Source organism: uncultured Alistipes sp., assembly GCF_949296715.1.
Lineage (GTDB): Bacteria > Bacteroidota > Bacteroidia > Bacteroidales > Rikenellaceae > Alistipes.
Genome location: NZ_CASFQD010000023.1, coordinates 18,912 through 32,759, shown reverse-complemented (window position 1 = coordinate 32,759; position 13,848 = coordinate 18,912). Strand labels below are relative to the sequence as shown.

At 64.1% G+C, this 13,848-nt stretch carries 11 protein-coding genes and 1 tRNA gene; 1 reads left to right on the top strand and 11 read right to left on the bottom strand.

Annotated features, from left to right (window positions below; all coding sequences use genetic code 11):
• Window positions 1-913: 913 nt before the first annotated feature.
• Window positions 914-1,822, bottom strand: coding sequence for a glycosyltransferase (locus Q1Y33_RS03405; protein ID WP_300798278.1), 909 nt, complete (start codon window positions 1,820-1,822; stop codon window positions 914-916).
• Window positions 1,823-1,895: 73 nt separating this feature from the next.
• Between Q1Y33_RS03405 and Q1Y33_RS03400 the strand changes: the two genes are divergently transcribed.
• A complete protein-coding gene (locus tag Q1Y33_RS03400) occupies window positions 1,896-4,052 on the top strand; it encodes a cytochrome c biogenesis protein CcdA (RefSeq protein ID WP_300798276.1) in 2,157 nt (718 codons plus the stop codon).
• Window positions 4,053-4,801: 749 nt separating this feature from the next.
• On the opposite strand, the gene Q1Y33_RS03395 is transcribed toward Q1Y33_RS03400, so the two are convergent.
• The 10 genes from Q1Y33_RS03395 to Q1Y33_RS03350 form a co-directional block, all read right to left on the bottom strand.
• A tRNA-Met gene (locus Q1Y33_RS03395) sits at window positions 4,802-4,877 on the bottom strand.
• Between the two features lie 389 nt (window positions 4,878-5,266).
• Window positions 5,267-7,048 (bottom strand): (Fe-S)-binding protein, encoded by a 1,782-nt coding sequence (locus tag Q1Y33_RS03390; protein ID WP_300798274.1) that lies wholly within the window; start codon window positions 7,046-7,048, stop codon window positions 5,267-5,269.
• A gap of 1 nt (window position 7,049) precedes the next feature.
• Entirely contained in the window at window positions 7,050-7,385 is a 336-nt protein-coding gene (locus Q1Y33_RS03385) for a 4Fe-4S dicluster domain-containing protein (RefSeq protein WP_295908220.1), read from the bottom strand.
• A gap of 2 nt (window positions 7,386-7,387) precedes the next feature.
• Entirely contained in the window at window positions 7,388-8,395 is a 1,008-nt protein-coding gene (locus tag Q1Y33_RS03380) for an FAD-dependent oxidoreductase (RefSeq protein ID WP_300798270.1), read from the bottom strand.
• Window positions 8,395-9,480 carry a heterodisulfide reductase-related iron-sulfur binding cluster gene (locus Q1Y33_RS03375; protein WP_300798268.1) on the bottom strand — a complete coding sequence of 362 codons (1,086 nt, stop codon included), beginning with the start codon at window positions 9,478-9,480 and terminating at the stop codon, window positions 8,395-8,397. Before Q1Y33_RS03375 ends, Q1Y33_RS03380 begins: the two co-directional genes overlap by 1 nt.
• A gap of 5 nt (window positions 9,481-9,485) precedes the next feature.
• Window positions 9,486-10,184, bottom strand: a complete 699-nt coding sequence (locus Q1Y33_RS03370) for a 4Fe-4S dicluster domain-containing protein (RefSeq protein WP_300798266.1) — start codon at window positions 10,182-10,184, stop codon at window positions 9,486-9,488.
• 74 nt (window positions 10,185-10,258) lie between these two features.
• Complete coding sequence (locus Q1Y33_RS03365) at window positions 10,259-10,738, bottom strand: dihydrofolate reductase (protein ID WP_300798264.1); 480 nt, start codon at window positions 10,736-10,738, stop codon at window positions 10,259-10,261.
• Window positions 10,739-10,753: 15 nt separating this feature from the next.
• On the bottom strand, window positions 10,754-11,647 hold the full coding sequence (gene thyA, locus Q1Y33_RS03360; RefSeq protein WP_300798262.1) for a thymidylate synthase: 894 nt from the start codon (window positions 11,645-11,647) through the stop codon (window positions 10,754-10,756).
• Complete coding sequence (locus Q1Y33_RS03355; protein WP_300798260.1) at window positions 11,644-12,414, bottom strand: UDP-2,3-diacylglucosamine diphosphatase; 771 nt, start codon at window positions 12,412-12,414, stop codon at window positions 11,644-11,646. The genes thyA and Q1Y33_RS03355 overlap by 4 nt, the downstream gene beginning before the upstream one ends.
• Window positions 12,415-12,680: 266 nt before the next feature.
• Window positions 12,681-13,823, bottom strand: a complete 1,143-nt coding sequence (locus Q1Y33_RS03350) for a TlpA disulfide reductase family protein (protein ID WP_300798258.1) — start codon at window positions 13,821-13,823, stop codon at window positions 12,681-12,683.
• Window positions 13,824-13,848: the final 25 nt, after the last annotated feature.

Genomic DNA, 13,848 nt, shown 5'->3' with positions numbered 1-13,848 from the left:
GCCATCGGAATCTGTCGGGTGGCTTTTGCTGCTTTTCGCCACCGAAAAGCAGGTAAAAGGAAAAGTTTTTCAGGCGCTTTTCTGAAAAGCACAAAAGAGTTTCGAAAGTAAGAGATTCTTACAACCTCTTTCTTTTTTCTTTGTACTTTTGGGGCCAAAAGTACCAAAAGCCTCCGCAAGTCGTTCTCCGCGGGAGGATGCGCCCCGCGGCGCTGCCCGGGGCGCGCAAGATCAAGCCTATGCGCCACCCCGTGACTGCCGCGCCGCATGCCGCATCCTCTTTTTCCGCGTCGAACGAGAGTGCGGATTGGTGGTGCCGCCGCTGGCGGCATTATTTTATGGCAATGCACCTCGGTATTTATTACTTCTTTCCCCGCACGGCGGGTCCCGACTTGGTTCCGATGGCGAGAAAGCGGACGGGCGGCTGAAAGCGTGAGCGGCGGGGACGGTTTGCTTGCAAACCCGCGTAGTCGCCCGACGCCGCTTTCAGGCGATCGGACGCCGCCATCAGAATCGGTCGGGTGGCTTTTGCTGCTTTTCGCCACCGAAAAGCAGAGAAAAAGAAAAGCGTTTTCCCTTTGTACTTTTGGGGCCAAAAGTACCAAAAGCCTCCGCACGTCGTTTTCCGCGGGAGGATACGCCCCGCGGCGCTGCCCGGGGCGCGCAAGATCAAGCCTTTGCGCCACCCCGTGACTGACGCACCGCGTGCCGCACCCTCTTTTCCCGCGTCGAACGAGAGTGCGGATTGATTGTGCCGCCAATGGCGGCGAAAATTAACAGATAAATTGGTTTCGATGGCGAAAAGGTGGACTGCCCCACCTCGAGAACAAAAGAGAAAGATAAAATAAAGAGAAAACCGCCAACCGGAATCACGAAAAAATACCCGGGCAGCTGACGATTGCCAAAAAAATCGTTACTGCTTCTCCTGCGGGCAGCCGCCGAAAAGTCCGCAACTGATTTCGCTTCTCATCCGAAACAGCCACTTCGCCTTGAGCGGCGACATGGTGCAGGCCAGCACCAGCGTACCACCCCACTTCACCAGCTCCGACACGAGCGCACGGCCATAACGACGCCCCTTGCAGGCCTGCAGGCGCTGGCTGACGCCGACATTGTAGCACAGCCGCCGGAAATACCCCTCGGTGAGCTTCTCGGGCGGGATGATGTGCCAGATCACGGCACCGGGGACATACCACAGCGTCACGCCGCCGCGCACGAGCCGTGCGAAGAAATCGGTCTCCTCGCCCCCGATGGGCCGGTCGTTCGTCCGCCCGAGCGAGGGATCGAAACCGCCGTAACGGGCCACCTCCCCGCGCCGGAAAGCCATGTTGCCGCCGCCGGGTATCTTCCCGCGCGGGTAGGGCCGCACGCGGGGACCGTAATCCATCGGGTTGGCAATCGGCTTCTCGGTATACTTCGACATCCAGGCCGGACGCCCGGCGGGATATTCGGCGATGATGCGCCCTCCGGCAACCAGCGCCTCGGGATGCGTATCGAAGAAATCGAGGTAGGCCCGTATGAAGCCTGCGTTGATGCGTTCGTCGTCATCGATGATCGCCACGACGGGAGCCGCGGCCTTCGCCACGCCGCGGTTGCGGGCCGGCGAGACCCCGGGACGGGGTTCGTCGACAAGGCGCAGGTTGCAGGCGGGATGCGCCGCAGCGAAAGCCGCGAAGCGCACAGCGGTATCGTCCGTGCAGTTGTTGTCCACGACAATACACTCCCACTCCGCCGCGGGCAGGTCCTGCCGCACAACAGATTCCAGCGTCTCGAGAAGCTGTGCCGCACGATTGTGCGTGGCGATGATGAGCGAAAGACGAATCATTGTGCGAATGTAGCAATTAATCCGCAAAAAACCGCTATCTTTGCAGTCGAAAGAAACAAAACACGACACGACCATGCACAAACTCCTACGCAACAGTCTGCTGACCCTCTCGGCACTGCTGCTCGCCGCCGTGGCCTCCGCACAGAGCGTCACATGGAAGAGCAGCGTGGAACCGCTCGGCGGCGACGCCTACCGCATCGTGCTGGAAGCTTCGGTCCCCGCAGGTTTCCACATGTACGACCTGGGCCCCTATGAAGGAGGTCCGAACCCCACGACCATCCTCCTCACGCCGGGCGAGGGCGTGCGCCTCGACGGCAAGGTCGAGCAGCTTTCGAAGTCGCACACCTACTACGACGACCTCTTCGAGATGCAGATCGGCACCCTCTCGGGCAGGCCCCGCTTCGCGCAGAAGGTGCGGCTCTCGGCCCCCAAAGGCATCGTCACGGCCCAGCTCGAGTGGATGATCTGCAACGATTCGAGCTGCATGCCCCCCGACGAGACGGAGCTGACCATCGAGATCGCGGCAGCGGCAGCCCCGGCCAAGAGCGAACCGGCCGCAACGACGGCCCCGGTCAAGGCGGAGACGGCCCCCGCAGCCGCAACGGCACCGGCAGAGGGCGCACAGACGGCGGAGGCCGCCGCGCAGGAGACCGCTCCGGAAGTTGCCGCACAGGCCGGGGAGAGCATCGCTGCCGCCGAAATCACGCCGGCCGCCGAGGCGCCGGTCAAGGATGCCGCCGGGAGCAAGGGCCTCTGGGCCCTGATTATCGAGGCGATCCTCTGGGGCTTCGCCGCGCTCCTGACCCCCTGCGTCTTCCCGATGGTCCCGATGACCGTCTCCTACTTCCTCAAGGGGGAGGGCGGCGCCGCGATGGGACGCCTGCGCGCCTCGCTCTACGGGCTCTTCATCGTGCTGCTCTATACGGTGCCCATCGCCGCGATCATCCTCATCACGCGCATCGTGGGCGGTGACGCCGTGACGGCCGACATCTTCAACTGGCTCGCCACGCACTGGCTGCCCAACATCATCTTCTTCCTCGTCTTCATGGTCTTCGCCGCCTCGTTCTTCGGCGCGTTCGAAATTACCATGCCGTCGTGGATGGTCAACAAGACCGACTCGAAGGCCGACACGAAAGGCATCGGCGGCATCTTCTTCCTGGCCCTGACCCTCGTGCTCGTCTCGTTCTCGTGCACGGGACCGATCGTCGGCTCGGTGCTCATCAAGTCGACCTCGGGCGAGTTCTGGGCCCCGATCATCACGATGCTGGCCTTCTCCGTGGCCTTCGCCCTGCCGTTCACCCTTTTCGCGCTCTTCCCCTCGGTGCTCAAGAAGCTCCCGAAGAGCGGCGGATGGTTGAACTCCGTGAAGGTGGTCATCGGCTTCATCGAGGTGGCCCTCGGCATGAAGTTCCTCTCCGTGGCCGACCAGACCTACCACTGGGGGCTGCTCGACCGTGAGGTCTACCTTGCCGTCTGGATCGTCGTCTTCACGCTGCTGGGGCTCTACCTGCTGGGCAAGATCAAGTTCGCGCACGACAGCGACCTGCCCTACGTGGGTGTCGGACGCCTCACGCTGGCCATCCTCGTCTTCTCGTTCGTCGTCTACATGATCCCCGGCATGTGGGGCGCCCCGCTCAAAGCCCTCTCGGGCTATCTGCCGCCGCTCACGACGCAGGACTTCGTCCTCGGGCAGCACACTGCCGCCGTCGCGGCCGGCACGTCGGAGGGCGGAAGCCATGCCCTGCTGACCGTGGAGGGGAAACAGCCCAAGTACAGCGACTTCCTCCACCTGCCGCACGGGCTCGAGGGCTTCTTCGACCTCAAGGAGGCCGAGGCCTACGCCGCAAAGGTCGGCAAGCCGCTCTTCATCGACTTCACGGGCCACGGCTGCGTCAACTGCCGCGAAATGGAGGCCCGCGTATGGTCCGACCCGCAGGTGCTCGACATCCTGCGCAACGACTACGTCATCTGCGCGCTCTACTCGGACGACAAGAAGGTGCTGCCCGAGAGCGAATGGGTGACGACCGACGCCGGCAAGGTCCTCAAGGGGCTCGGTAAGATCAACTCCTACTACGCGCTGAAGACCTACGGCGTGAATGCCCAGCCCTACTACGTGCTGCAGGGAGCCGACGGACGGCCGCTTGTCGCACCGCGCGGCTACGACCTCTCGGTCGAGGGCTTCGTCGAGTTCCTCCAAAGCGGACTGGCAGCCTACAAGCAGCAGCAATAGCACTGCGGCAACCGCCACACTCGACAGAAAGAGCGGATGTTTCGGACATCCGCTCTTTTTTCGTATATTTGCCATGCGCGCCCTGTGCAGCGCCGCGGCTCACGCACTCCCGCGGAGAACGACGTGCGAAGGATTTTGGTACTTTTGGCCCCAAAAGTACAAGAGAAAACGCTTTCTTTTTCTCTGCTTTTCGGTGGCGAAAAGCAGCAAAAGCCACCCGACCGATTCCGATGCCGGCGTCCGGACGCCTGAAAGCGGCGTCGGGCGACTGTGCGGGTTTGCAAGCAAACCGTCCCCGCCGCTCGCGCTTTCAGCCCTCCGTCCGCTTTCCCGCCATCGGAACCAAGTCAGGAATCGCCTTGCGGGAAATGAGAAGGAACAAGCGCCGGAATGTATTGCCATTATTATATCTTTTGTAGCCGCCAACGGCGGCACAGTGATTCCGCACTCTCGTTTGACGCGGAAAAAGAGGGTGCGAGTGGCGGCGCGTCCGCCACGGGGTGGCGCATAGGCTCGATCTTGCGCGCCCCGGGCAGCGCCGCGGCTCGCGCACTCCCGCGGAGAACGATTTGCGGAGGATTTTGGTACTTTTGGCCCCAAAAGTACAAGGGAAAAAGTACATGAAAATTGCCGTTTTTCAAAGATACGCACATCGGAGCAAAAATCCAACTCCCGGGGCGGGAAAAGGGCGCGGCACCGGCCGGGGTGCGGGACAAAAAAAGCGGACGACTTTTTCAAGTCGTCCGCTGTGGTAGCGGGGGGAGGACTCGAACCTCCGACCTCCGGGTTATGAGCCCGACGAGCTGCCAACTGCTCTACCCCGCGATGTATCGTTGAACCGAAGCTCGGCGCTTCGCGATCTATCGCTTTTGCGAGTGCAAAGATATGGCAAAAAAACGGTTTGTGCAAATATTTTTTTCACAATGGCGCCCCGCAGTAGCGCTCCGAATTCATTTCCAGCCGGTTGAAAGCGTCGTTTTTTTCACACGCACACCCCGGAACATCGTTCCGCGCGGCCGAAAACCCGATTCGCCCGCGAGGCTGCCTCGCCACCCGGCTTTGGCCGCCACCGGGAAAATCCGTGCCCGGCCATCCCCCACATAACTTCGCCCACCGCAACTGGAAGAGCCTCCACCGCACGCCGCCCCCGCAGCCACATCTCGGCACCGCAGCCGTACCCCGGCCAGCACCCGGAAGCACTTCGGACACGCGCCCTACGAGAGGTGCGAGGCGACGATCTCGGCCAGGTCGCGCACCTCTCCCTTCGTACCGCGGCCGATGGCCTTCTTGCAGAGGGGGCAGGCCGTGACGATCACCTCGGCACCTGTCGCCTCCAGCTCCTCGGCCACCGCACGGGCGATCTGCACCTGCTGGCCGTCCGAGATGGCCGTATTGGCCACCGACGAGCCGCAGCAGAGGGCGTGCTCGCGCGTCTGTGCCGGTTCGAGCAGCTCACCCACGGCCTCGATCACGGCACGCGGCTCGTCGTAGATGCCGCTGCCGCGCCCCAGCTCGCAGGGATCGTGGTAGGTATAGTGCGTCGTGCCGCGCTGGAGGTTGAGCCGTCCGGCACGGATCAGCCGCAGGATGTATTCCGAGTGGTGCAGCACCTCGATGCCCGGCAGGTCGTAGTCCTCGCGAAAGACCTTCAGGCAGATCGGGCACGAGGTCACGAGCGTCGTGATGCCGTGCTTGAGGAAGAGCTCCGTGTTGTAGCGCATCATCTTGTGCGCCGAGTCGGTCTCGCCGGCGAGCTTCAGCGGACGCCCGCAGCAGACGCCCCCCTCGCGGTCGGCCCACCAGACCTCCTCGCCCGCGGCGTCGAACAGGCGCTCCATGGCCGACATCGTGCGGGGCGTGAGCAGGGTCATACACCCGGCAAAGTAGCCCACCTTGCCCGTGCCGGAGGAGCGGTCCAGTCCCTTGAAGTAGTCGTAGCGCCGCTCGTCGGGGACGTTGCGCAGGCGGTCGCGCGAGTTGACGCGCAGCGTATTGAGGTCGATGCCCACGGGGCAGCGCTCGGCGCAGCGGCCGCACAGCAGGCAGTTGTCCGCCACGTCGCGCCGCAGCATGCCGTAGCGGCGGTCGCGCAGGAAATAGACCGACTGCACGTTGTCGACATGCAGGACGCTCTGCAGCTGGCAGGGGTCGATGCAGATGCCGCAGCGCGAGCAGGCCTCGACCTGGAAATGGTCGTAGGCGCTCTCCTTCTCGCCCGAACGCAGGCCGTAGCGGCGCAGGAAGATGAGCGGGATCTCCGTGAAGATGTGCATGTAGCGCGAGAAGGGCAGCGCCACGAAGAACAGCCCGAGGCACGACGAATAGAACCACCAGGCGGCGGTCTCGAGGTTCATGAGCGCCAGCACGGAGATGTGCTCGTGCATCCACCCGCCGAGCGAACCCGTCAGGAAGCTGCCGCCGCCGTAGAGCGCGCAGGTCGTGCTCTCGGCCAGCAGGCGCGCCGGGAAGATGAACCACAGCGCCGTGAGGGCCACGCGGTCGCCCGGCACGTGCTTCGTCGTGCGCCGCATGCCCATGGCCCTCGACCAGAAGCGCTTGCCCCAGGCGAGCGCCACGCCCGAGAGGACGAAGAGCAGCAGCAGGTCCATGACGAAATCGAAGCCGGGCTTGTGTTCGAGGCCCGTGGCGAAGTACTTGAAGAAGACGTGCCCCTGCAGCGGCACGAAGCGCAGCCCGAGGTAGGCGACCGTCTCGGTCCACCCCACGGCGATGAGCAGGAACCAGCCGAAGGCCAGCGACATGTGCATGTAGCCCAGCAGCGGGTTGACACGGAAAATGCGGCGGTGCAGCAGCGACTCGCGCACCACCTCCCACAGCGCCTCCAGCGTGCGCCGCGTGGGCAGACCGCGCAGGATCAGCCGCTTGTCGGCACGGGGCAGCCGGTAGAGCCACGAACCCCACTTCCAGAGCAGCGTCGCGAACATCACGGCGGCGCCGATGATGAACGGCAGGCAGAACGGTGCGTAGAATGTCATCTCAGAAGTCCCCCAGTTTACGTTTTATGAGCATCACGACGCCGCGCGTGTTGATGCCGCGCGGGCAGACCAGCCGGCACTTGCCGCAGAGCATGCACTTGTTCATCTCCTCATAGGCCCCCTGGTACTCGCCGCGCCGCACGAGCGTATGCACGCGGCGGAAGTTGAACGACGTGAGGTTGCCCGCCGTGCAGACGGCCGTGCAGGCCCCGCAGCCGATGCAGGTCTGCAGCTCGGGCATCTCGCGCAGGATCTCGTCGCTCTTGCGCAGGTTGTTACGGTCCATGTCGATGGCCCGGGGCTTGGAGATCGTATATCCGAAATTGATCGCTGCCATCGCTATGCTCCGAGGTATTGCGCCGCGGCGTCGGCCGCCGCAACGGCTTCGTTCAACGTCTCGCCGATGGTCTTCGGCGCGGTGACGGTCCCGGCATAGAAGATGCCGTCGACGTCGCTGCACACGTTGTTCAGGAAGAGGTCGCGCGGCGCGAAAAAGCCGCTCGGCGCACGCCGCAGCCCCGCCCCCTCGGCAAAGGCGGCGTTCTCGTCGTTGGCCCGCATGCCCACAAGCAGAATCAGCATGTCGACGCTCATGCGCAGCGGACGCCCCGTGAGCGTATCCTCGGCCTTGATCTGCACGCGGCCGTCGATCGTGGGGCTCGCCTCCGAGATGCGGCCGCGCACGAAGTGGATGTTGCAGCGCTGCTGCGCCTCGCGGTACATCTCCTCGTAACCGGGGCCGAACATGCGGATGTCCATGTAGAAGTTGAAGACGTCGGCCTCGGGGAAGAGCCGCTTGAGCTCCATGGCCTGCTTGACGCCCGTAATGCAGCACACCTTCGAGCAGTGCTGCTGGCACACCTTCTCGTCGCGCGAGCCGACGCAGTGCAGCAGCGCGATGCGCTTCGGGCGCGATCCGTCGGCCTTCGCCACGCGCCCCTCGCCCAGCATGCGCTCGATGTCGACCGAGGTGAAGACGTTGTCGTAGATGCCGTATCCGTACTCCTCCTTGATGCGGGCGTCGAAGAGCGTGAAACCCGAGGCGAGCACCACGGCGTCGCACGCGAGCGTCCGCCCGTCGGCGAGCCTTACGCTCCGCGCGTCGAAGCCCCGCACCTCGGTCGAGGTCAGCACCTCGATCCCCCGCTCGCGGACACGCTGACGCAGCTGCGTCAGCACCTCCGCCGCGGGCGTAAAGGAGGGGAAGAGCACATACCAGTTCCGGAGCTTGCCGCCCAGTTCCGCCTCGCGCTCCACGATGACGGGCTCCACGCCCTGCTCGGCCAGGCGCAGGGCCGTCTGCATGCCTGCCGCACCGCCGCCTATGACAATCACTCGTTTCTTCATCACTCTCTTATGTCGTAAATCATCTCCGACGGGCAGTTGACCACCGCCGACTCGGGTTTGCCGATATATTTTCCGTTGCGGCCCAGGTACTTGGCCGCGGGGTCGTAGTCGATGCCCATCTTGTCGAGCAGCGGCTCGACGTCGACCTGGTGCATCTGCATGCCCAGCACCCAGGGGTCATAGCCCAGCACCAGGCCGGCCATCTCCTCGTAGGTCAGCACCGGGATGCCGTGGCCGTTCTCGCCGTAGGTCGTCCCCTCCATCTCGGCGATGGCGTACTGCCACTTGTCGAGGAACATCGCGCAGCCCGGGCAGTTGGCCACGATGAAGTCGGGCTTGTAGGGGGCCATGCTCTCGAGCTTCTTGTGCGAGTTGGCGATCGAGTAGCCGCGGTTGGCCTGCACGAGGTAGTTGCGGAAGCCGAAACCGCAGCAGTGGCGTCGCTCGGGATAGTCGACGCACTCGCCGCCCCACGCCTCGACCATGCCGGCCAGCACGTAGGGGAACTCCGAGCCGCCGATGCCCGACTTGGGGAAGATCTTGGCGTAGTGGCAGCCGATGTGCTCGACGACGCGCAGCGGCTCGCCCGTCACGGCGTTGACCAGCCGGTGGCGGGCCTTTGCGGCGATCTCGTTGCGGAAGTGGAAGACCACGTCCGACGTGTGGGCCAGGCTCGCCGGCTTGCGGAACTCGCGGCCCGTGGCCTTGTAGAGGTTTTCGCGCGTGCGCTCCTCGGTCTCGGGAAACTCCGCCCACGTGGCCAGCACCTCGGTGTAGACGCCGAACGAGGTGATGCACGAGGTGACGAAGTTCTCGTAGCCCGCCTCGCCCATGAGCGAGAACTGCCGCGCCACGACCGTCATGATCGTCTCCAGCGGCACGATGTCCGAGTGGTAGCCGATGCCCGTGCACGACGAGTGCTTCGGGTCGTCGAGCAGATCGCGCCCCAGGTCGTTGTGAAGAATGTCGATAAAGGCCTTCTCGCTGCCCGGAAAGAAGTTCTGGCGGATGCAGCTGCGCGCATAGTAGTATCGATCGTCGGCAATCTGTTTCTGGTACTCCTGCCAACTGTTACGCTTCATCATAGGGTTCAATAGTGTTCGTTGCTGTTGTTGAGAAAGACATCCATCATGTAGCGCTGGTCGGCCCCCTGCTCGTAGCCCATCTCGCGGGCCTTGCGGTCGGAGTGGCGCTCGATGGTCTCGAACAGCTCGCTGCCGCCGCTCACCTCGAAGATGCGGTTGATCTCCGAGAGCGACTCCTCGTCGAGGCGGCGCAGCGCCCCGGCGCCGTGGCGCATGTAGGAAGGGGTGAACTGCCCGTAGACCTCGCGGTCGTTGTCGTAGATCCACTTCCAGACGGTCCCCTGCTCGGGATGCAGCTCGGGCTTGACGAGCCGCGGCACGATGCAGTAGCCCGTGCGGAGGATGTTCTCGCCGATGATGCGCTTGAGGGCCAGCTGCTGGCGCCCCTTCTCGCTCTCAACGAAGAAACCCAGCTTCTGCGAAAGCGTGCGCAGCGCCTGGATGACGTAGCCGGGCGTGTTGCCGCGCGGGCAGCGCGGACGGCACGACATGCACTCGCCGCAATACCAGATCGTATCGCTCTTGAGCAGCTCCTCGATGGCCTCGTCGTCGCGCGACTGCACGATGCTGACGATCTGACGGGGATCGTAGTTGTAGAACTCGGCCGCGGGGCAGACACCCGTGCAGACGCCGCAGTTCATGCAGGCGTTGAGCCCCTCGCGGCAGCGGACGTCCTCCATCAGCATATCGAAATACTTTCCCATAGATACAAAAAAACCTTTGCTGATGCAAAGGTAGGGATTCCCGGCGGGTCGCGCGGTGGTATAAATGCGTAATTTCAACGCCGCTCGTAGCACTCGAACGCAAAGGGATAGGGGTATTCGGCCCCCGCGGCGAACGCTTCCGACGCCACGAGCCGCCACTCGCGTTCGTCCCACGCCGGGAAGCGCGTGTCGCCCTCGTAGGCATGGAAGACGCGCGTCAGGTAGAAGCGCGAGGCCAGCGGCAGGGCCGCGGCGTAGAGCTGCGCGCCGCCGATGACGAAGAGCTCCTCGGCCGGATCGAACAGCGCGAGGGCCTCTTCGAGCGAGTGCACGACACGGCAGCCCGGGATGGCGAGCTCCTGCCGCGAGACGACCACGTTCTCGCGCTTGGGCAGCGGGCGCCCCAGCGATTCGTAGGTCTTGCGGCCCATGATGACCGGATGCCCCGTCGTCACGCGCCGGAAGTAGCGCATGTCCTCCGAGATGTGCCACAGCAGGGAATTCTTGTCGCCGATGACGCCGTTTTCGGCCACGGCCGCGATGATGCTTACCATGATTCGACCTTTTTTTCAGAATGACATCGGGGCCTTGATCGCCGGCCAGGGATCGTAGCCCTCGAGGGTGAAGTCCCCGTAGCGGAAGTCGAAGATCGACTGCACGGCGGGGTTGAGCCGCATGTGCGGCAGCGGGCGGGGTTCGCGCGCGAGCTGCTCGCCGACCTGCTCCAGGTGGTTCAGGTAGAGGTGCGTGTCGCCCAGCGTATGGATGAACTCCCCGGGCTCCAGGCCGCACACCTGCGCCATCATCATGGTCAGCAGGGCGTAGGAGGCGATGTTGAACGGGACGCCGAGGAACGTGTCGGCGCTGCGCTGGTAGAGCTGGCACGAGAGGCGCCCCTCGGCCACGTAGAACTGGAAGAGCACGTGGCACGGCGGCAGCGCCATCCGTCCGATGTCGGCGACGTTCCACGCCGAGACGACGATGCGCCGCGACTCGGGATTGTGGCGGATCAGTTCCACGGCCTGCGCGATCTGGTCGATGACGCCCCCGTCGGGCCGCGGCCACGAGCGCCACTGGTAGCCGTAGACGTGGTCCAGGTCTCCGTAGCGGTAACCCGCGATCGGCGACTCGCCGCCGGCCGCCGCAAGGAACTCCTCGCGCCCGAGCGGAGCCACGCCCGCCGCGGCGCACCGCTCCGTATAGAAGCGCCAGGCGTCGTTGTCCCAGATGTGGACGCCGTTTTCGACAAGATATCTGATATTGGTATCGCCGCGCAGGAACCACAGCAGTTCGTGGATCACCCCCTTGAGGAAGACCCGCTTGGTCGTCAGCAGCGGGAAACCCTCGCCGAGGTCGAAGCGCATCTGGTGTCCGAAGACCCCCTTCGTGCCGGTGCCCGTGCGGTCGCCGCGCACCACCCCTTCGCGCTGAATGCGGCGCAGCAGATCGAGGTACTGTTTCATCGTTCGAGTCGTTTGAGCGTCATCTCCCCCGCGTCGTCCAGCACGGCATAGGCGGGGTTCTTCTCCCAGCAGCCGAGGTTCACCACATGCAGCGACCCCTCGCGGTAGTCGCGCGCATAATGCATGTGTCCGAAGACGAAGTGGTCGACCTCGTGGTCGCGGGCATAGTCGCGGGCGTAGTCGATAAGCGGTTCGGTCAGCGAGGCGTCGAAGCCGCCCCCCGCGCCCGTCTCGGCAGCCCGCCGGTCGGCGGCGTTGTGCGCCTTGCGGGACTTGCCGCTCCACCAGTGGCCGAATTTCAGCGCCAGATCGGGGTGCAAGCCCCATGAGAAGAGCACGCGCAGCGTCCGCGAGCGGAAGATGCGGTTTAGGAGCTTGAGCATCGGCTGTCCGTCGATGCGCATGTTGTCGCCGTGGGCGATGAAGACGCGCCGCCCGGCAAGGGTCATCAGCTGCGGCGAGGTATATATCTCCACGCCGCATTCGCGCGTAAGGTAGTCGGTGACCCACATGTCGTGGTTGCCCGTGAAGAAGACCACGCGGATGCCGCGGTCCGTGAGCTCGGCCAGCTTGCCCAGCGTCCGCACGAAGCCTTTGGGTACCACCCGTTTGTATTCGAACCAGAAATCGAAGATGTCGCCGACGAGGAAGATCGCCTCCGCATCGCGGGCCGCCCCGTCGAGCCACTGCACGAACAGCCGTTCGGTCTCGCGCGCCTGCCGTTCGTCGCCGGCGCCGAGGTGTATGTCGGATGCGAAATAAATCATGAAGGTATTGTGCTTTCTCTCGTTGTCAATCCGTCTTCCCGTCCCTTCCCGGACCGGTCTTGTCCGGCCCGTCCCATCCGGTCCCCTCTCGGGACCGTTCCGCCCTGCCCGAACTATCCGAACCGAACCGTCCTGTCCAAACCGTCCGAACCGCCCGAACCGCCCGACTGCCCGAACTGCCCGACCGCCCCGGACCGCCCGAACTATCCGGACCGCCCCGGGCCGCTTCCGGCAGGGACCGCGCCACCGGGAACGCGGCGTAACCGTCAGCGCGTCAGTTCGTCGAGTTTCTCCTCGAGGCTCTTGCCGTAGATGTCCCGGGCGACGATCGTCCCCTCCTTGTCGATGAGGAAGTTGGCCGGGAGCTTCTGTACGTTGTAGAGCGTCAGCGCCGTCGAAGCCCGCCCGCGCAGGTCGCTCACCGAGACCCAGGGCAGCTGCTGCTCCTGCACGACCGTGATCCACAGCGGTTTCGAGGTGTCGATCGCCACCTGGTAGACCTCGAACGAGGTCGGGGCGTCGGCATACTTGCGGTAGGTCTCCTTCAGCTCGGCGTTGTAGACGTTGCTGTTGCCCAGTTCGGCGGACCAGAAGTCCAGCAGCACGACCTTGCCCATGAGCGACGAGAGGCGTATCTTCTTGCCGTAGATGTCCTGCAGCTCCAGATCGGGATAGCCCGCCTCGGAAATCTGCGACGTGAGGCTGATGCGGGCATCCATGCGCTCGATCTCGGACTGCAGCGACAGCAGGTAGGGCGAATCGGGATAACGCTCCCCGACAGCCTCGGCCACGGCGCGGTAGTAGACCACGTCGCTGTCGCCGTTGAAAAGGTAGGCATCGCCCGGCAGCCGCTGGTAAAGGGCATAGAGCGCCGCCAGCGACGACTTGTTCTCGATGATGAAGCGCAGCTGCTCGCGCCGGATGCGGTAGTATTCGGTCGTGTACTCCTTGACGAGGGCCTTGCGCTCCTCCTCGGTAAGGTTCTGGCGCCCGAACTGTGCGGCGATCCCGTCCAGTGTCTGGGCCCCGATGACGAAAGCCTGGTAGAATGCGCGCAGCAGCTCCGACTCCTCGGAGCCCTCGACCGTATAGTTGCGGACGACGCTGCCGACAGCCCCGACCGTCACGCGGTCGCCCCCGGCAAGCAGGAGCGGAATGCGCTCGCCGTCATAGACGACATTGTAGAGCGACGGGGTCTGCGGCACGCCCTTGAGCCGGAAACGGTAGGCACCCTCGGCATCGAGCGTCGCGGAATCGACGACCGTCTGTTTCAGCGGCGAGACCTCCTCCAGATAGACCTTCGTCGCACCGCTGCCCACGAAACGGCCCGAAATCTTCACCTTCGACGACTGGCAGCCGCACAAAGCCACGGCCGCCGCCAATATCACGAATAGCGTCTGCTTATTCATTTACTGTCGTTTTCTCGTTAATGGA